This is a genomic window from Variovorax sp. P4_D9, assembly GCF_056401695.1.
In genome coordinates this window covers 1-16663 of sequence record NZ_JBFUIU010000117.1, presented here as the reverse complement: position 1 = coordinate 16663, position 16663 = coordinate 1, and the positions used below count along the sequence as shown (strand labels likewise).

The 16663-nt window shown below is 69.3% G+C and carries 14 protein-coding genes, 1 pseudogene and 3 riboswitches; of the genes and pseudogenes, 6 read left to right on the top strand and 9 right to left on the bottom strand.

What is annotated here, in order from left to right:
• Both AC1DY5_RS15245 and recG read right to left on the bottom strand, forming a co-directional pair.
• A partial coding sequence (locus tag AC1DY5_RS15245) for a LysR family transcriptional regulator (RefSeq protein ID WP_478112547.1) occupies positions 1 to 211 on the bottom strand: 211 nt, incomplete at its 3' end.
• A 61-nt stretch (positions 212 to 272) separates the two neighbouring features.
• A complete protein-coding gene (gene recG / locus AC1DY5_RS15240; protein WP_478112545.1) occupies positions 273 to 2381 on the bottom strand; it encodes an ATP-dependent DNA helicase RecG in 2109 nt (702 codons plus the stop codon).
• Positions 2382 to 2458: 77 nt separating this feature from the next.
• Between recG and queA the strand changes: the two genes are divergently transcribed.
• Together queA and tgt are read left to right on the top strand one after the other, a co-directional pair.
• A complete protein-coding gene (gene queA, locus AC1DY5_RS15235) occupies positions 2459 to 3511 on the top strand; it encodes a tRNA preQ1(34) S-adenosylmethionine ribosyltransferase-isomerase QueA (RefSeq protein WP_478112543.1) in 1053 nt (350 codons plus the stop codon).
• Positions 3505 to 4677 carry a tRNA guanosine(34) transglycosylase Tgt gene (gene tgt / locus AC1DY5_RS15230; RefSeq protein WP_478112541.1) on the top strand — a complete coding sequence of 391 codons (1173 nt, stop codon included), beginning with the start codon at positions 3505 to 3507 and terminating at the stop codon, positions 4675 to 4677. Before queA ends, tgt begins: the two co-directional genes overlap by 7 nt.
• On the opposite strand, the gene AC1DY5_RS15225 is transcribed toward tgt, so the two are convergent.
• Positions 4674 to 5567: an aldose 1-epimerase gene (locus tag AC1DY5_RS15225; protein ID WP_478112539.1), complete on the bottom strand. Its 894-nt coding sequence runs from the start codon at positions 5565 to 5567 to the stop codon at positions 4674 to 4676. The genes tgt and AC1DY5_RS15225 overlap by 4 nt on opposite strands.
• Positions 5568 to 5810: 243 nt before the next feature.
• Between AC1DY5_RS15225 and AC1DY5_RS15220 the strand changes: the two are divergent.
• Positions 5811 to 6207, top strand: a pseudogene (locus AC1DY5_RS15220) (SDR family NAD(P)-dependent oxidoreductase); the annotation flags it as partial.
• Here the strand turns inward: AC1DY5_RS15220 and AC1DY5_RS15215 are convergent.
• The 5 genes from AC1DY5_RS15215 to AC1DY5_RS15195 form a co-directional block, all read right to left on the bottom strand.
• Positions 6180 to 7277 carry a serine endopeptidase gene (locus AC1DY5_RS15215; protein WP_478112537.1) on the bottom strand — a complete coding sequence of 366 codons (1098 nt, stop codon included), beginning with the start codon at positions 7275 to 7277 and terminating at the stop codon, positions 6180 to 6182. The pseudogene AC1DY5_RS15220 and the gene AC1DY5_RS15215 overlap by 28 nt on opposite strands.
• A gap of 225 nt (positions 7278 to 7502) precedes the next feature.
• Positions 7503 to 7625 carry a hypothetical protein gene (locus AC1DY5_RS15210; RefSeq protein ID WP_478112536.1) on the bottom strand — a complete coding sequence of 41 codons (123 nt, stop codon included), beginning with the start codon at positions 7623 to 7625 and terminating at the stop codon, positions 7503 to 7505.
• A 67-nt stretch (positions 7626 to 7692) separates the two neighbouring features.
• Entirely contained in the window at positions 7693 to 8346 is a 654-nt protein-coding gene (locus tag AC1DY5_RS15205; RefSeq protein WP_478112534.1) for a phosphatase PAP2 family protein, read from the bottom strand.
• 10 nt (positions 8347 to 8356) lie between these two features.
• Entirely contained in the window at positions 8357 to 10312 is a 1956-nt protein-coding gene (locus tag AC1DY5_RS15200) for an MFS transporter (protein WP_478112532.1), read from the bottom strand.
• A gap of 84 nt (positions 10313 to 10396) precedes the next feature.
• On the bottom strand, positions 10397 to 11233 hold the full coding sequence (locus AC1DY5_RS15195; protein ID WP_478112530.1) for a hypothetical protein: 837 nt from the start codon (positions 11231 to 11233) through the stop codon (positions 10397 to 10399).
• 126 nt (positions 11234 to 11359) lie between these two features.
• Between AC1DY5_RS15195 and AC1DY5_RS15190 the strand changes: the two genes are divergently transcribed.
• The 3 genes from AC1DY5_RS15190 to AC1DY5_RS15180 all read left to right on the top strand — a co-directional run bounded on the left by AC1DY5_RS15190 (position 11360) and on the right by AC1DY5_RS15180 (position 15274).
• A complete protein-coding gene (locus tag AC1DY5_RS15190) occupies positions 11360 to 12094 on the top strand; it encodes a helix-turn-helix domain-containing protein (RefSeq protein ID WP_478112528.1) in 735 nt (244 codons plus the stop codon).
• Between the two features lie 137 nt (positions 12095 to 12231).
• A riboswitch (glycine riboswitch) is annotated at positions 12232 to 12339 on the top strand.
• A 79-nt stretch (positions 12340 to 12418) separates the two neighbouring features.
• Complete coding sequence (locus AC1DY5_RS15185) at positions 12419 to 13648, top strand: FAD-dependent oxidoreductase (protein ID WP_478112526.1); 1230 nt, start codon at positions 12419 to 12421, stop codon at positions 13646 to 13648.
• Positions 13649 to 13658: 10 nt separating this feature from the next.
• Positions 13659 to 13760: riboswitch (glycine riboswitch) on the top strand.
• Positions 13761 to 13868, top strand: a riboswitch (glycine riboswitch).
• Positions 13869 to 13957: 89 nt separating this feature from the next.
• On the top strand, positions 13958 to 15274 hold the full coding sequence (locus tag AC1DY5_RS15180) for a D-amino acid dehydrogenase (RefSeq protein ID WP_478112525.1): 1317 nt from the start codon (positions 13958 to 13960) through the stop codon (positions 15272 to 15274).
• On the opposite strand, the gene AC1DY5_RS15175 is transcribed toward AC1DY5_RS15180, so the two are convergent.
• Positions 15235 to 16503 carry an FIST signal transduction protein gene (locus AC1DY5_RS15175; protein WP_478112524.1) on the bottom strand — a complete coding sequence of 423 codons (1269 nt, stop codon included), beginning with the start codon at positions 16501 to 16503 and terminating at the stop codon, positions 15235 to 15237. The genes AC1DY5_RS15180 and AC1DY5_RS15175 overlap by 40 nt on opposite strands.
• Between the last annotated feature and the right edge of the window lie 160 nt (positions 16504 to 16663).

The window sequence follows — 16663 nt, the reverse complement described above, 5'->3', positions numbered from 1 at the left end:
CGCTCTGGGCCTGCTGGACGATCTGCTCGCCCAGCGGCGTCACCGTGACCTCRCCGGCGCTGCGCTCGAAGAGCTTGACCTCGAKCTCGTCCTCGAGCTTCTTGATCGCCACCGACAGCGTGGGCTGCGAGACGTAGCAGGCTTCCGCGGCCTTGCCGAAATGCCGCTCGCGGGCGACCGCGACGATGTATTTGAGTTCGGTCAACGTCATAGTTTTCGTCAATTATGCGCAAGGGGCGCATCGCGTGCGCCGAACACCGGTGGGTTGGCCCTCAGGCCTTGAGGTATTCGGCCTTGCTGCCGAGCCAGCGGTCGACATGTCGGGCGGCGAATTCCGGATGCCGGTCGAGCATCTGCGGCGCCAGTTCGCGGGCCCAGTCGAGCAGCATGACGTCGGTGCTGAGGTCGGCGAAGCGGAGCAGCGGCGCGCCCGACTGGCGGGCGCCGAGGAATTCGCCGGGACCGCGGATCTCGAGGTCGCGACGGGCGATCTCGAAGCCATCGGCGGTCTCGGCCATGGCCTTGAGCCGCGCCCGCGCGGTCTCGCCGACCCGGCCGCCTTCGTTCGGCGCGTACAGCAGCACGCAGGCCGAGGCCGCGGCGCCGCGGCCGACCCGGCCGCGTAGCTGGTGCAGCTGCGACAGCCCGAAGCGCTCGGCATGTTCGATCACCATCAACGAGGCGTTGGGCACGTCGACCCCGACCTCGATCACCGTGGTGCTGACCAGCACCTGCAGCTTGTTGGCCGTGAAGCTTTCCATCACCGCCTGCTTCTCGGCGGTCGGCATGCGCGAATGCAGCAGGCCGACGCCGACCCGGTCGCCCAGCGCATCGGCCAGTTCGTCTCGGGTCTCGGTGGCGTTGCGCAGGTCGACCGCTTCGCTCTCCTCGATCAGCGGGCAGACCCAGTAGACCTGCCGGCCCTGCTGCAGCTGGGCCTGGATCCGGTCGATGACCTCGTCGCGACGGTGCTCGGCCACCAGCTTGGTGACGATCGGCGTGCGGCCCGGCGGCAATTCGTCGAGCGTGGAGACGTCGAGGTCGGCGTAGTAGCTCATCGCCAGCGTGCGCGGGATCGGCGTCGCGCTCATCATCAGCAGATGCGGTTCGAGCTCGCCGACGGCCTTGCCGCGCAGCGCCAGTCGCTGGGCGACGCCGAAGCGGTGCTGCTCGTCGATGATCGCCAGCGCGAGCTGCTTGAAGCGCACCTTCTCGGAGATCACCGCGTGGGTGCCGATCACCAGCGCCGCCTCGCCGCTCTCGACCGCGGCCGCCATCGTGTCGCGCTCCTTCTTCTTCTGGCTGCCCGTGAGCCAGGCCACGCGCAGGCCGCGCTCAGCCAAGAGCGGATCGAGCCAGCCGACCAGCTTTCCGAAGTGCTGGGCGGCGAGGATCTCGGTCGGCGCCATCAGCGCGCACTGGTGGCCGGCATCGATGCAGCGCGCCGCCGCCAGCGCCGCCACCACGGTCTTGCCGGAACCGACGTCACCCTGAAGCAGCCGGTGCATCGGCAATGGGCGCGCCAGGTCGCGCGTGATCTCATCGCCGACGCGCTGCTGCGCGCCCGTCAGCGCGAAGGGCAGCGCGGCCAGCAATTCGCGGTGCAGCGGCGCGTCGGAGGCTGCGGCGTCCAGCACCGGCGCCCGCTGCGCCGCCCGGGCCCGCCGCGCCTGCAGCTGCGACAGCTGCTGCGCAAGCAGTTCGTCGGCCTTGAGCCGCTGCCAGGCCGGATGGCTGTGGTCCTCGAGCGTCGCCATCGACACGTCGGGCGCGGGATAGTGGAGGAAGCTCAGCGCCCGGCGCAGGTCCCAGGCCCCGTGCGGCGCGGCGCCCGCGGGCAGGGTCTCGTCGAGCACCGCCCGCGCCAGGCCCGAGCGCACCTCGCGCCGCAGCACCGGCTGGGCCAGCCCGGCAATGGTCGAATAGACCGGCGTCAGGGCCTCCGGCAGCTGGGTGCCCGCGGCCTTCACGGCCGGGTGCATCATCTGCCGCCCGATGAAGCCGCCGCGCACCTCGCCGCGCACCCGCACCCGGGCGCCCACGGCCAGTTGCTTCTGCTGCGAGGGGTAGAAATTGAAGAAGCGCAGCTGGCAGGTGTCGCTGCCGTCGTCCACGGTCACGATCAGCTGGCGCCGCGGGCGGAACACCACCTCGCTGTCGGTGACCACGGCCTCGATCTGCGCCATCTCGCCGTCGCGCACGTCGGCCAGCTGCACGATGCGGGTCTCGTCCTCGTAGCGCATCGGCAGGTAGAGCGCGAAGTCGATGTCGCGCACCAGGCCGAGCTTTTGCAGCGCCCGCTGCACCACGCTGAGCCCGGCGCCGGGCACGGGCGCGGCAACGGGCTTTTCGGCGGGAAGGGACTTGGACGCGGCGGGCATGGGACAATTCTGCCCGGCTCTTCGCCTCCGCCTTTCCCATGCCTCCTTGGCACGGGCCCGTCCGGCCCTCAAGTACCATGCGCGCCTTCACGCTTTCCGATTTCGATTTCGACCTGCCGCCCGACCTGGTGGCCCAGCATCCCGCCGCCGAACGCAGTGCCTCGCGCCTGCTCGACGGCACCGGCCCGACGCCGGTCGACCGCATCTTCAACCAACTGCCTTCGCTGCTGCGGCCCGGCGACCTGCTGGTGTCCAACGACACGCGAGTGGTCAAGGCGCGGCTTTTCGGCGAGAAGCCCACCGGCGGCAAGCTCGAGCTGCTGGTCGAGCGCGTGCTGCAGGGCGCCGAGGTGGTGGCCCACATGAAGGTCAGCAAGAAGCCGCCGCCCGGCACCACGCTGGCGATGACGGGCGGCTTCACGGCCACGCTGCTGGGCCGCTGGCCCGAGGAGGACGGCGCGCTGTTCCGCTTCCGATTCGACAGCCCGGCAGGCGAAGACCCGTACGCACTGATGGCGCGCTGTGGCCACGTGCCGCTGCCGCCCTACATCACGCACACCGATTCGGCCGACGACGAAAGCCGCTACCAGACCGTGTTCGCGCGCGTGCCCGGCGCGGTGGCCGCGCCGACCGCAGCGCTGCATTTCGACGACGTGCTGCTGTCCGAACTCGAGGCCCGCGGCGTGCGGCGCGCCAGCGTCACGCTGCACGTGGGCGCCGGCACCTTCCAGCCCGTGAAGACCGAGAACATCGCCGAGCACTCCATGCATGCCGAGCGCTACGAGGTGCCCGAGGCGACCCGGCGCGCCATCGCCGAGTGCAAGGCGCGCGGCGGCCGCGTGGTCGCGGTCGGCACGACCACGGTACGCACCCTCGAGAGCTGGGCCAAGAGCGGCGAGGCCAGCGGCGACACCCGCATCTTCATCACGCCGGGCTTCGACTTCGCGCACGTCGACCTGCTGGTCACCAATTTCCACCTGCCCAAGAGCACGCTGATGATGCTGGTCAGCGCCTTCGCCGGCTACGAGCGCGTGATGGCGCTCTACACCCATGCGATTCGCGAGCGCTACCGTTTCTTCAGCTACGGCGACGCCATGCTGCTCGCACGAACCCCTTCCACATCATGCTGAACTTCGAACTCCTCGCCACCGACCCGCAAAGCCACGCGCGCCGCGGCACGCTCACGCTGAACCACGGCGTGGTGCAGACCCCGATCTTCATGCCCGTGGGCACCTATGGCACGGTCAAGGGCGTGATGCCGCGCAGCCTGCACGAGATGGGCGCGCAGATCATCCTCGGCAACACCTTCCACCTGTGGATGCGGCCCGGCCTCGACGTCATGTCGGCCTTCGGCGGCCTGCATCAGTTCGAAAAGTGGGACAAGCCGATCCTCACGGACTCGGGCGGCTTCCAGGTCTGGTCGCTCGGCGCGATGCGCAAGATCAGCGAGGAAGGCGTGAAGTTCGCGTCGCCGGTCAACGGCGACAAGCTGTTCCTCACGCCCGAGGTCTCGATGCAGATCCAGACCATCCTCAACAGCGACATCGTGATGCAGTTCGACGAGTGCACGCCCTACGACGTCGACGGCCACGTGACGACCGAGGCCGAAGCCCGCCAATCGATGGAACTCAGCCTGCGCTGGGCCAAGCGCTGCCAATCGGAGTTCTCGAGGCTCGAGAACCCGAACGCGCTGTTCGGCATCGTCCAGGGCGGGATGTTCGAGAAGCTGCGCGAGGAGTCGCTGGCGCAGCTGGTCGAGATGGACTTCCCGGGTTACGCGATCGGCGGCGTCAGTGTCGGCGAACCCAAGGACGAGATGCTCCGCATCATGGCCCACACGCCGCACCGGCTTCCGGCCCACAAGCCGCGCTACCTGATGGGCGTGGGCACGCCCGAGGACCTGGTGGAGGGCGTGGCCCAGGGCGTCGACATGTTCGACTGCGTGATGCCGACCCGCAACGCGCGCAATGGCACCTTGTTCTCGCGCTACGGCGACCTCAAGATGCGCAACGCGCGCCACAAGAGCGACCCGCAGCCGATCGATGCCAGCTGCAGCTGCCATGCCTGCGCGGGCGCCTCGGGCGTGCCGTGGGAAGCGGGCGGCCGCGATGGCTTCAGCCGCGCCTACCTGCATCACCTCGACCGCTGCGGCGAGATGCTGGGGCCGATGCTGACCACCGTCCACAACCTGCACTACTACCTGAACCTGATGCGCGAGATCCGCGAGGCGCTCGAGGCGGGATCCTTCGCCGAGTTCCGCGCCCGTTTCAAGGCGGATCGGGCGCGCGGGATCTAGGCCGAGCGCAGCGTCCAGGACCCCGAGAGGGTCTCGCCCGGCGCCAGCACCGTGCCGCCGATCTCATCGGAACGATGGCGGTCCGACAAGTTGATCGCATCGGTGCACTGGCTCACCGGTTCGGCGCAGAAATGGTCGCCGCCACGCGGGCAATACACGACGAAGAAGTCCAGCGGCGAATCGGCCGCCAGCACCAGGGCGCGCCCGGCATCGGGCCACTCGACGCGGGCCTCGCGCTGCCAGCCCGTGAAGTTGTTATCGAGGTCGAGTTCCGACAGCGCCACGCCGTCGCGCAGCCGCGCCACCTCGGCAGTCGGCTCGAGCGCCACCGGCATCATGTCGGCATCGGCGCGCCACATGGCGGCGGTGTCGGTCCGCAGCCGCGTCCCGGGGCGGCGCGGAAAGTACGGGTGATGGCCGATGCCGGCGGGCATCGGCGCCGTGTCGCAGTTGGTCAGCGCCAACGTGCAGCAAAGCCCCGACGGATCGAGCTCGAAGCGCTGCGAGGCCTCGAAGTCCCACGGCCATTGGTCGTCGGCCTCGAAGGCCAGCGTGAGGCGGGCCTGCGTTGGCCCGGACTCGGCCACGCGCCAGGACCGGAGCCACCCGAGACCGTGCAGCGCGTGCTTGCCGGAGGGCCCCGCCGGGTGCGCCGCGGCGATCGCGATGTCGCGGCCGGCGAAGCGCGCGCGGCTGTCGCGGATGCGGTTGCACCACGGCATCAGCGGAAAGCTGCCCGTCGCGAAGGGATCGCCGCGCGCGAGGTCCTCGGCGGAGGCCGGCCGCAGCCAGTCGAGCCGCTCACCCCCGCGCTGCTCGTGCAGAGCCGCGATTGCGCCGCCGACCCGCGGGGCCAGCAGCAGGCGCATCGGGCCGGCTGCAAGTTCCACCAAACCTTCCGGGCCGGCTGGGTGTGTCTGGTCTGCGCTCATTCGAATGGCATCCCGTCAGCGTTGCGATCGCGGGGATTCTCGTTCACACCGGTGGCGAGCGGCACGGCGGACCCTCAGAATTTGCGCATGACCTCATCGACCTCCCCTGCGCCGTCCGCCATCTATCCTTCGCTGGCCGGGGCGCACCGTCTTCATCTCAGGCGGCGCCTCCGGCATCGGCGGGAGCCTGGTGCGCGCCTTCAGTTCTTCGCCGTCCAGGCGGTGGCCGACGACATGCGCGCGCTCGGCGCGCGGCTCGATCATCAACTTCGGCTCGATCAGCTGGATGATCAGGGGCGCCGGCTACCCGGTCTACCAAGCCTGCAAGTCGGCCGCGCGCGGACTCATGCGCTTGCTGGCGCGCGACCTCAATAAGGCCAACATCCGGTTCAACACGATCGTGCCGGGCTGGGTCATGACCGAGCGCCAGCTGCGGCTCTGGGTCAAGCCCGAATCAGCCGCCGAGATCGACGCCGGCCAATGCCTGCCGGGCCGCGTGATGGCCGAGGCCATCGCCAGCATGGCCTTGTTCCTGGCCGCCGACGATTCGAAGATACGCACCGCCCAGGACTACGTGGTGGACGCCGGCTGGACCTGAAGCGGCCCGGGCAGGGGCGCGTGCGGCGCAGCACCCGGATCCGCCGCCGTGCCGCAGGCGTGGCAGAACTTGGCGAAGGCGCTCTTGCGGGCGTCGCAGGCGCGGCAATGGTCGAACAGGCCGATGCCGCAGTGCGGGCAGAAGTCGATCTCGGCGCTCTTGAGGTCCACCGGACGCTCGCAGCCCGGGCACACGCTCTTGGCCAGCCGCGCCAACGCCGTGTCGTAGCTCAGCTCGTTGCGGCGCACCGTCTCGGGCTGGGCCTCTGCCAGCTTCTGCCGCGCCAGGTAGCGATTGAGCGCCAGGATCGCGTAGCGCCCAACCAGCACCGTCACCACGATGCCCACCGCATAGCGGACATAGCCGCCGTAGCTCGGCAGGTACGGCACCAGCTCGACGAAGAAAGCAAACAGCGCGAAGTAGATGAAACCCCAGACGAAGGGCCACCAGGTGCTCTTGCGCTTCTTCGCGAACAGCCAGCCCGCGATGACCAGCAAGGGCAGCGTGAGGGCCAGCCGGTACAGGAACACGCGCAATTCGACCTTGCGGTTCTCGGCCTCGAGCCGTTTGCGCGCCGCCTCCTCGAGCAACGCGAGCTGCTGCTGGGCCCGCTGCCGCGACTGCCGGGCATCGAGCGCGATCTGCCGCTGCGCCACCACGTTGTGCTCGGCCTCGTCCTCCTTCGCCTTCAGGGCATCGAGCGCCYGGGTGCGGCCGATCAGCTCGGTGTCCTGATCGGGCTGGGCGGTGGCGCGGCGGGTGGCGAGCCAGTTGCCGAAGGTCTCGCGCGCGGCCCTGCTGGCCTGCTGCGCGGTGACTAGCTTGAGATCGGCCTGCTCGCGCTCGCGCGCGGCCTGCTGCTCGCTGCGCTCGGCCTCGCGCACCGTGTTGCGCAGCGGGTCGGCCGCCGCCCGGTCGATGAAGTCGTCGAGCTCGATCCGGTGCTCGACCCGCGGCAGGTCGCCGACGACCGTGCTACCGAGCCCGACCAGGAAGCTGGCGAACACAATCGCCACCACCCAGAGGCCGCGGCGAAACCACTTTTCGGACAGGCGCAGTGCCTTGCTCATTGCATTCTTCCTCTAGAGACGTTGTTGTGCTGTTTGCCGGCGACCGATTCTGGACGACCGCGGGACCGGCTTCGGGAGTCATCGGGAACACGAACACGCCGGCCACGATCACGGTCGCGGTCACCAGGGCCGTCTGCAGCACCACCTTCACCCCACCATGCTGCCGGCGGGAAACGCGCTCCCGGTACTCGCGCTCGTAGGGGCCGAAATTGGTGGGCCCGCGCATCACCACGAGATCCCGGCCGGCACGACGATGTGGATGCACACCGCACAGGCCGCAACCAGAAAAGTGAGCAGGTACTGCTTCATGGGATCCTCGCGTGCAGGGAGTGAAAGTGCGCGGATCATGGTCCGCCCCCTCGCCGCCTGAAGCGCATTCGTTCCGTGGTCGCGATACCCTGCGCTGCCGGTATCGCTACTCGATACTCAGCGGCGTCCGGCGACCCGCCAGCAGGTCCGCGCGCGTGAAGGGCCGCTCGATCCCGGACAGCCGAACGGCGATCACTTCGAGCAGACCCTGGGTCGGCGCCGGCGTACCGGGCCGCAGGAAGAACATCGGGGTGGCCAGGCTCAGCAGCACCAGCGTCCAGCTGACGCGCGGATGCGGCAGGCGATGCTGCCACCAGAGGAAAGTGGCGCTGACCGCCGCGCCGAGCGCATAACCGGCGACCACCTCCGACATCGAATGGGCATCGAGCGCCAGCCGGGTCAGGCCGATGAAGGCGGCAAGCAGCCATCCGCACACCGCCGCTGCGACCCGCACGGGATGCTCCCAGCGCGAGACTGCCAGCCAGCAAGCCACCGGCCAGACGCTGGCCGCGATCGCCGTGTGGCCGCTGAAGCCGGTGAAGTCGAGCCTGGCGCTGCCGATGCCCCAGCCGAGGAAGGCGATCTTCGAAGTGGCGATCAGGCTGCCGCCAAAACCGAACAGCAGCATCCACAGCAGCGCCAGCTGTCGGGTCGGACTGCGGATGCCCAGCCAGACCGCGATCCAGAGCGCGGCGGGCAGCAGGAAGCCGCTATCACCCAGCCAGGTGAGCGCGTGCAGGATTTCGCGGGGGCTGGGCATCGATCGGGCCTCAGGTGCCGAGGAGCACGCTCACGCGCTGCTGCAGGGTCTCGGGTTGCACTTCGGCGCGGGACATTGCAGAGCCGACGCGGAGCCCCACGCGGCTGAAGAAGCCGCGCCGGAACGGCCGCACCATGGCGATGTTCTGGCCGCCGCGCGCTTCGATCCGGCTGAAGTACGAACCCCAGAGGTTGGTCAGCGCCATCGGGACAACCGGCGGCTCGATGCCGCTGGCGCGGGCGGCCTCGAGGATCTTCATCACGCCGCCCTTGAAGGGCTGCAGGCTGCCGTCGCGAGTGATCGCGCCTTCGGGAAAGATGGCGAGCAGGTCGCCGTCGCGTAGCACCTGCACGGCGTCGGCGAAAGCCCGCTTGTAGGCGGCCGGATCCTCTTTCTGCGGCGCGATCGGGATCGCCTTGGCCAGGCGGAACAACCCGCCGAGCACCGGCACGCGGAAGATCCGATGGTCCATGATGAAGCGGATCGGGCGCGGGCTGGCGGCCATAAGCAGCACCGCGTCGATGAAGCTCACGTGGTTGCAGACCAGCACCGCCGGCCCCTCGGCCGGAATGTGCTCCTGGCCCCGGATGTCGAAGCGATAGACGAAGTGCGACAGCACCCAGGCCACGAAGCGCAGCAGGTATTCGGGGACCAACATGAAGATGTAGAAAGCGACCAACGCGTTGGCGATGCCGGTGAAAAGGAAGATCTGGGGAATCGTGAAGCCCCCCTTCAGCAACGCCCCGGCGATGACCGAGCTGGCGATCATGAAGAGCGCATTCAGGATGTTGTTGGCTGCGATGATACGGGCCCGGTGGGTGGGCTGGCTGCGCATCTGGATCAGCGCGTACATCGGCACGCTGTAGAGCCCGGCGAACAGCGACAGCAGGCCCAGGTCGGCCATCACGCGCCAGTGCGCCGGCTGGGCCGTGAACGCGCCGGGCCCCATCTGCGCCCCGGCCGGCAGCCCGCGCGAGGCGAAGTACAGGTCGATCGCGAACACGCTCATGCCGATCGCGCCCAGCGGCACCAGGCCGATCTCGACCTGGCGCCGGCTCAGCGTCTCGCACAACAGCGAGCCGACGCCGATGCCGACCGAGAACACCACCARCAGCAGCGAGGCCACCTGCTCGTCGCCGTGCAGCACCTCCTTGGCGAAGCTTGGGAACTGGGCCAGGAAGACGGCGCCGAAGAACCACATCCAAGAGATGCCCAGCAGCGAGCGGAACACCACCACGTTGCCGTGCGCGAGCTTCAGGTTGCGCCAGGTCTCGCTGACCGGATTCCAGTTGATCGCCAGGCCCGGGTCGGTGGCCGGGGCCGGCGGGATCGCCTGCGCCACCGCACGTCCGGCCACGGCCAGCAGCAGGCAGGCGACGGCGACGGTGGCATGTCCGATCTGCGGCAGGGCCACCAGCAGGCCGCCCGCGACCTGGCCCAGCAGGATGGCGACGAACGTGCCCATCTCGACCATGCCGTTGCCGCCGGTGAGCTCGCGCGGCGCCAGCACCTGCGGCAGATAGGCGAACTTGACCGGACCGAACAGGGTCGAGTGCAGCCCCATCAGGAACACGCAGCCGAGCAGCACCGCCGCGTCCGCCCGCAGGAAGCCCCAGGCGGCGATCGCCATGATCGCGATCTCGAGGTTCTTGACGAAGCGGATCATCTTCGTCTTGTCGTGCTTGTCGGTGAGCTGCCCGGCGGTGGCCGAGAACAACAGGAAGGGCAGGATGAACAGCGCGCCAATCGCCAAGCCCGCCATCGCCGGTGGCATCCAGCTCAGCTGCAGCTGGTAGGTCACCATTACCGTGAAAGCGAACTTGAACAGGTTGTCGTTGGCCGCGCCAGCGAACTGGGTCCAGAAGAAGGGCGCGAAGCGCCGCTGCCGCAGCAGCGTGAACTGGTTGGCGTGCGACGGCCCCTCGGGCTGGCTGGCGGATGCGGCTTCGGTGGTGGGTGTCATCATTCAGGTGGAGGCAGCGGACAGTGCTCAGTCAGTTGAGGACAGAGCAAAACTGCTGCGCAGTTTCTTGATCTGTCCCGCAAGGTCTCAGGCAGTCAGCGGGGCGCCGTGAGGATTGTGCCGCAGCGCCTGCCTCCCCATCGCCTGCAAGGCGTGCAGCACCGGAAGCGCCGCCAGGGCCGCCGTCACGTGCTTGAGGCTGTGGCCCGACACCAGCTGGTGCGTCGCAGCGTAGATCGCGGGGTCGGCCAGCTCGAACAGCTTGGCCAGCGCATAGAAGAACAGCACCCCGCCGAGCCTGAGGCCGATGGCGCCGGCCACCGGCCGGGCCAGCGCCAGCGCGAGCACCAGCGCCATGCCGCCGAACTGCAGCACCGCCCACGGCCAGGCGTTGCCTGTGGCATGGCAGACGGCCGCGGCCAGCAGCCCGCCGGCCAGCGTGAACCAGGCGGCCGGCCAGCCGGCGCGGGCGCTGACCCGCTCGCAGACCGCGAAGCCGATCAGCCCCGCGAAGGCCACCGCCATGCCGGCCCGATCCGCGGCCAGCCGGAGGTCGTCGGGCTGCAGATGGTAGAAGACCGAGCCGAGCGCCGTGAGGACCAGGCCGGCGAAGAACATCCAGGCGCAATCCAGCGCATTGACCGGCGCCAGCGGGACCGCCTGGGGCAGCGGCGCGCCATCCTGCAGCTGGTCGTGGGCACGGTCCAGCCGGTGCAGGCAGCGCAGGCCCCAGATGCCCAGCACGGCGAATGGCAGGTTGCTCAACACGTTCATGGCGTTCGGCAGCGCGCGCCAGGAATGGCTGTCTGCAAAGGCGCCGCCGCCCGGCGCGGGAACCGAGGGACCGAGCACCGCCGCGGCGACCAGCAGCACGGCGAGCGCCAGCAGGGATTGTTCACGGCGGGAGAGGGACGGCAGGGACATGGCACGCTCCGATGGGTGGCTCGACGAGCTGGAATCTAGGTTGTCAACCCTTCGGACAGCATCGAGAATCGATACGGAGCACTTTTTCACCACCTCGGGTATCACTCCGCAATACTCCCTCCCGCCATGAGTACCACCGTCGACCTGGTCAATGCCCTCAAGAACGAACTCAAGTCCGCCCACATGACCTATGCCGACCTGGCCAAGGCGCTCGACATGGCGGAGTCCAGCGTCAAGCGGATGCTGGCCAAGGGTGACATGCCGCTGACCCGGGTCGACGCCATTTGCCGGGCCCTCAAGATCGACTTCGCCGAGCTGGCGCGCCGGGTGGCGGACGCGCAGCCCCTGCTCAAGGAGCTCACGCTCGAGCAGGAGAAGGCGGTGGTCAAGGACAAGAAGCTGCTGCTGCTGGCGATCTGCGTGCTGAGCCAATGGACGCTGGAGCAGATCGTCGGCGCCTACCGCATCACCGAGGCCGAATGCATCGGCTACCTGGCACAGCTGGACCGGATCGGCATCATCGAGCTGCGGCCGCTGAACCGCTACCGCCTCAAGCTGGCCAAGACCTTCCGCTGGCGCCCGCACGGGCCGGTGATGGATTTCTTCCGCGAGAACGTGGTGCTCGACTACTACCGCGGTGGCTTCGACGGCCCGGCCGAGGGCCTGCTGCTGGTGCACGGATCGATCAGCAAGTCGCTGGCGCCGGCCTTCCTCGACCGGCTGCAGCGGGTGGCGCAGGACTTTGCGCAGCAGCACCAGACGGACCAGAAACTGACGCCCAAGGAACGCGAGGGCTACACCTTGCTGCTGGGCATGCGCAACTGGGAGTTCGAGCTGTTCACCCGCCTGCGCCGGGCCTGAACAACACGGAAACCGGTTTCCTCTATAAAATCTGGCCAGCAGAAAAGCGGACGCTTCCGTCCCACCGATGGCGCAATCTCCCATGAACGCTCAGGTGAACCGCCAGAATCACGGTTCAAGCACTGCCTCAACGTAATCAATCGCCGACTGGAGAGTCACCACACCCAGTGGTGCACCGAAGGAGCAAACCCGTTGCCAGTGGCAGCGAGGTGAATCTCTCAGGTAACAGAGACAGGGGGAGCGGCAGTCTGAACCCCGGGTCTTGCCGCTTTTTACAGTAAGCGCTAACGCCCGCCGTTCATGCCCTCCCAAAAGGATACGGACATGCGCGTGGTTGTACTTGGCGCCGGCTTGCTCGGAGTGACCTCGGCCTACTATCTTCAACAACTCGGACACGAAGTGATCGTGGTCGACCGCCATGCGACGCCGGCGGCCAAGGCACGCGGCCTGGCGACCGCCGCACAGCCGCCTTCAGCGCATGCCGCATCGCCGCGGCGCGGCAAGAAGGTGTCCAGGCTGTGCAAGGGCATCCGTCGCGGCCTTGCCAGGCTGATGGACCGGGCGGTCGGCACGCCGGCCAAGCGCGACCCCCTCGATCAACTCGTGCGCCTGGCCGCGTACAGCCGCAAGAGCGCGCGCGCCTTGCGCGACGAAGCCGGTGTGCCCCAGGGCGGCTCGCGCTCGGCCGGCATGATGAATATCTACACCGATCCCGAGGCCTTCCGGGTCCGGATGGCCGGCGCCACGCACTGGTCCGGGCTCGGCTGCGAGGAACGGCTGCTGTCGGCCGACGAAGCCATCGACCTGGAGCCGGCGCTGAAGGCAATGCGCGGCAGGCTGGCCGGCGCGACCTACGCGCAGGAGGACCCCGGCCGCGATCCGGCGCAATTCGCCGCCAGCCTGGTGTTCCTGTGCCGCGCCGCCGGCGTGCGCTTCATGACCCGCCACACCGTGGTCTCGCTGAAGGAACGGGGCGGCCGCATCGACCATGTCGAATTGCTCGATGCCGCCGGCCGGCCGACCACCCTGAGAGGCCAAGCCTACGTGCTGGCGCTGGGCGCATCGAGCGTGCCGCACGCCGAAGACCTGGGCATCGACATGCCGCTGCGCTTCATGCGCGAATACATCGTCACGATGCCGATCCTGAACCCTTCGCTGACGCCGCGCATGCCCTTGTGCGACCGCCAGGGCAAGCTGCGCATCTCGCGGATCGAGACGCCGGCCGGCGACCAGCTGCGGATCCAGGCCGTCGTGCGGGCCGGGCTCGACGAAGAGGCCGAGCCCGACTCGGACCGCTTCCGGGCGATCGTGCGCCGCACCGAGATGCTGCTGCCCGGCGTCGCCGACGCCACCCGGGCCAGCTTCGATACCGCCATGCACGCAGCCAGCACCACCCGGCTGCCGATAATCGGCAAGACCCGGCTCCCCAACCTGTTCCTGAACACCGCACCCGGCACCCGAAGCTGGGTCCATGCCTGCGGCGCGGGCAAGTCGATCGCCCGCATCGTCAGCGGCCTCCGGCCCGAGCTCGACTTCGCCTTCAGGCGCCCCTGAGCGCTACAATCCGCCCACTGCAGGAGAGCGGGCCCACGGGCCCCACCGAAGGCGCAAACTCCCATAAACGCTCAGGTCGGCCCACGCGATGGGCTCGTACTGCAGTTCACAGTCAGAGCCGTCTGGAGAGCCATTACGCCGCGCGTGATGCACCGAAGGAGCAAACCCGCTGCGGGCGCAGCGGGTGAATCTCTCAGGTACCGAGGACAGGGGGAGCGGCAACTTGGACGCACGGTCCGGTTGCTTTCGTTGTCGACAGCATTCCGTCTCCGCCGCGTTCGAGCGCTGCAACCTTCAAGGGTTCTCGATATGCGCGTGATCGTTCTTGGCGCCGGCCTGCTCGGCGTGACTTCGGCTTACTACCTCCAGCAACTCGGCCACGAAGTGACCGTGATCGACCGCCAGGCCACGCCGGCGGCGGAAACCAGCTTTGCCAACGGCGGCCAGATCTCGGTCAGCCATGCCGAGCCCTGGGCCAACCCGGGGGCGCCGCTCAAGGTGCTGCAATGGCTCGGCAAGGAAGATGCGCCCCTGCTGTTCCGCATCCGCGCCGACATGCGCCAGTGGCTCTGGGGCCTGCAGTTCCTGCGCGAGTGCACGCCGGTCCGCACCCGCCACAACATCGAGCAGATCGTGCGCCTGGGCAGCTACAGCCGCGACACGCTGCAGCAGCTGCGCCGCGACACAGGGATCGACTACGACCAGCGCACGCAGGGCATCCTGCACTTCTATACGACGCAGAAGGAGTTCGACGCCGCGCTGGCGCCGGCCGAACAGATGCGCGCGCTGGGCTGCGACCGGCAGGTGATCTCGGCCGACGAGGCGGTGCGGCTCGAGCCCGCGCTCTCGCACATCCGGCCGAAGCTGGCCGGCGCGACCTACACGGCCGAGGATGAATCAGGCGATGCCAACCGCTTCGCGCGCGAGCTGGCCCGGCTGGCCGAGGTGGCCGGCGTGCGCTTCCTCATGAGCCATACCGTGACCGCGCTGCGCGAAGCCGGCGGCCGAATCGACCACGTCGAGGCGACCGACGACGAAGGCCGCTTCCAGCGGATTCGCGGCGACGCCTACGTGCTCGCTATGGGCTCGCTGAGCCCGCTCCTTGCCGCCCCGCTGGGCATCCGGCTGCCGATCTATCCGGCCAAGGGCTATTCGGTGACGATGCCGGTCAAGGACGCCGCCAAGGCGCACCAAGTCTCGTTGACCGACGATGAGTTCAAGCTGGTGTTCTCGCGCTACACCTCGGCCGCGGGCGACCGCCTGCGCATCGCCGGCACCGCCGAGCTCAACGGCTACGACCGCGACCTGAACCGGGTGCGCTGCGAGGCGATCGTGCGGCGCGTGGAGGAACTGTTCCCGGGCGCCGGCGACGCCTCTGCGGCCCAGTTCTGGACCGGGCTGCGGCCGGCGACGCCGAGCAACGTGCCGCTGATCGGGGCCACCCGGCTGCCCAACATGTTCCTGAACACCGGCCATGGCACGCTGGGCTGGACCCACGCCTGCGGTTCCGGCAAGTCGATCGCGCGGATCGTCAGCGGGCTGGCGCCGGAGCTCGACTTCGCCTTTACCGGGTTGCGCCGCGGTCCTCAGTCGGCGCTGGCGAAGACGGTCAGCACGCCCGTATAGCCGTAGAGGTGATTGCGGGCGATCTCGCCGGCGGCGAAGAAGCCGACCAGCGGGACGTCGCCGAGCGCATGGCGCACGATCTGCAGCTCGGCGCCCGGGGCGCCGAAGTGCGGCCCGCCGCGCCCCGAGCAACTCACGTAGATCGCGCCCGCGATGCGGCGCGCCGGGTGCGGTGCGGCTTCGGCCTCGCCGGCCGCGATCTCGCGCGCGGTCGCCAGCGTCTGCTCCTGCGGCTCCAGCTCCTCGCGGATCTCGGCGCAGACGCGCATCAGGTCGGCGCGCGCGGCCTGCGCATTCCGCCGGCAGAAGCTCATGCGCATGCCGGCCGCGGCCACATCGGCGATCGCCACGCCGCGACGCGTCGGATCGAGGCCGATGATGTGGCGCACCCGCACGTCGGCGCCCAGGTCACCGGTGCGCCGGACGCCGTCGCTGCCGGCCTCGGCCAGGCCGACCAGTGTGGCGCGCACCGCCTCGATTGCCTGCTCGGGCGCATCGAGCGAGACCCGCAGGTCGGCCAGCAGCACGTCAAGCGCGGGCTCGCCATCGAGCTCCAGCAACAGGTTGCCGTCGGCCTCGGTGATCTCGCGTTCGCGCGACACCGGCTGGCAGCCCTGGGTCACGCGCGAAACCAGCCGCACGCGGTCGCCGAAGACCACGCCGGACAGGCCGCCCGAGAACACGCCACCGACCGCGCCATGGCCCCGGATGTTGCCGTTGCCGCCGATCGCGAATTGCAGCGAGCCGACGCGGCCCGAAGACAGCCCGCCGAACAGGTAGCCGGTATCGGTGCGCTCCGCCATCTCGGCGATCAGCTCGCCGAGCTCGGGCGTGCGCGGGTCGGCGTGCACCAGGGCGGTATGGGCCGCGAAGCCGCTCATCTCCGAGCCGGCCAGCGGCGCCACGCCGGAGAACACCCGGTACTGGTCGCTCGGCAGTTCGCACAACATCACGCTGAGCGCAGGCTCATCGAAATACTCGGCGTTGTTGGCGGCCACGCCGACGCCCACGGTGCCGGTCCAGTCGGTGATCTCGGGCAGTTCGGCCCCCAGGTGATCGAGGATCTCCTGGGCGTCGGCGCCGTAGTGGTCGGTGATGTAGAGCACGCCCAGCGTCGGCGAGCGCGCGTAGTCGGGCAGCGCCATCTGCGCCCGCAGTTGCGCCAGCACCAGCCCTGCCGCCATGCGCCACTGCGGATGGGTGGCATGTCCGGAAGGAAAGAGCTTCATGGGCCCGGCTTTCAACGCGCGCGCTTGCGCGCCGGTGCTGGACCCTCGTCCGCCTCCGCGACAGCGCCGCGACGCGCGGGCTTGGCCTTCTTCCGGGCGGCGGCCGGCTTGGCCGCCCGCTTTGCCGGCGCCGCTGCCGGTGCCGAGCCCGCGCCCAGGC

Coding starts and splice junctions, on each gene's coding strand:
- recG (WP_478112545.1), bottom strand. CDS start 2,381: ATGCCCGCCGCGTCCAAGTCCCTTCCCGCCGAAAAGCCCGTTGCCGCG.
- queA (WP_478112543.1), top strand. CDS start 2,459: ATGCGCGCCTTCACGCTTTCCGATTTCGATTTCGACCTGCCGCCCGAC.
- tgt (WP_478112541.1), top strand. CDS start 3,505: ATGCTGAACTTCGAACTCCTCGCCACCGACCCGCAAAGCCACGCGCGC.
- AC1DY5_RS15210 (WP_478112536.1), bottom strand. CDS start 7,625: ATGATCCGCGCACTTTCACTCCCTGCACGCGAGGATCCCATGAAGCAG.
- AC1DY5_RS15205 (WP_478112534.1), bottom strand. CDS start 8,346: ATGCCCAGCCCCCGCGAAATCCTGCACGCGCTCACCTGGCTGGGTGAT.
- AC1DY5_RS15195 (WP_478112530.1), bottom strand. CDS start 11,233: ATGTCCCTGCCGTCCCTCTCCCGCCGTGAACAATCCCTGCTGGCGCTC.
- AC1DY5_RS15190 (WP_478112528.1), top strand. CDS start 11,360: ATGAGTACCACCGTCGACCTGGTCAATGCCCTCAAGAACGAACTCAAG.
- AC1DY5_RS15185 (WP_478112526.1), top strand. CDS start 12,419: ATGCGCGTGGTTGTACTTGGCGCCGGCTTGCTCGGAGTGACCTCGGCC.
- AC1DY5_RS15180 (WP_478112525.1), top strand. CDS start 13,958: ATGCGCGTGATCGTTCTTGGCGCCGGCCTGCTCGGCGTGACTTCGGCT.
- AC1DY5_RS15175 (WP_478112524.1), bottom strand. CDS start 16,503: ATGAAGCTCTTTCCTTCCGGACATGCCACCCATCCGCAGTGGCGCATG.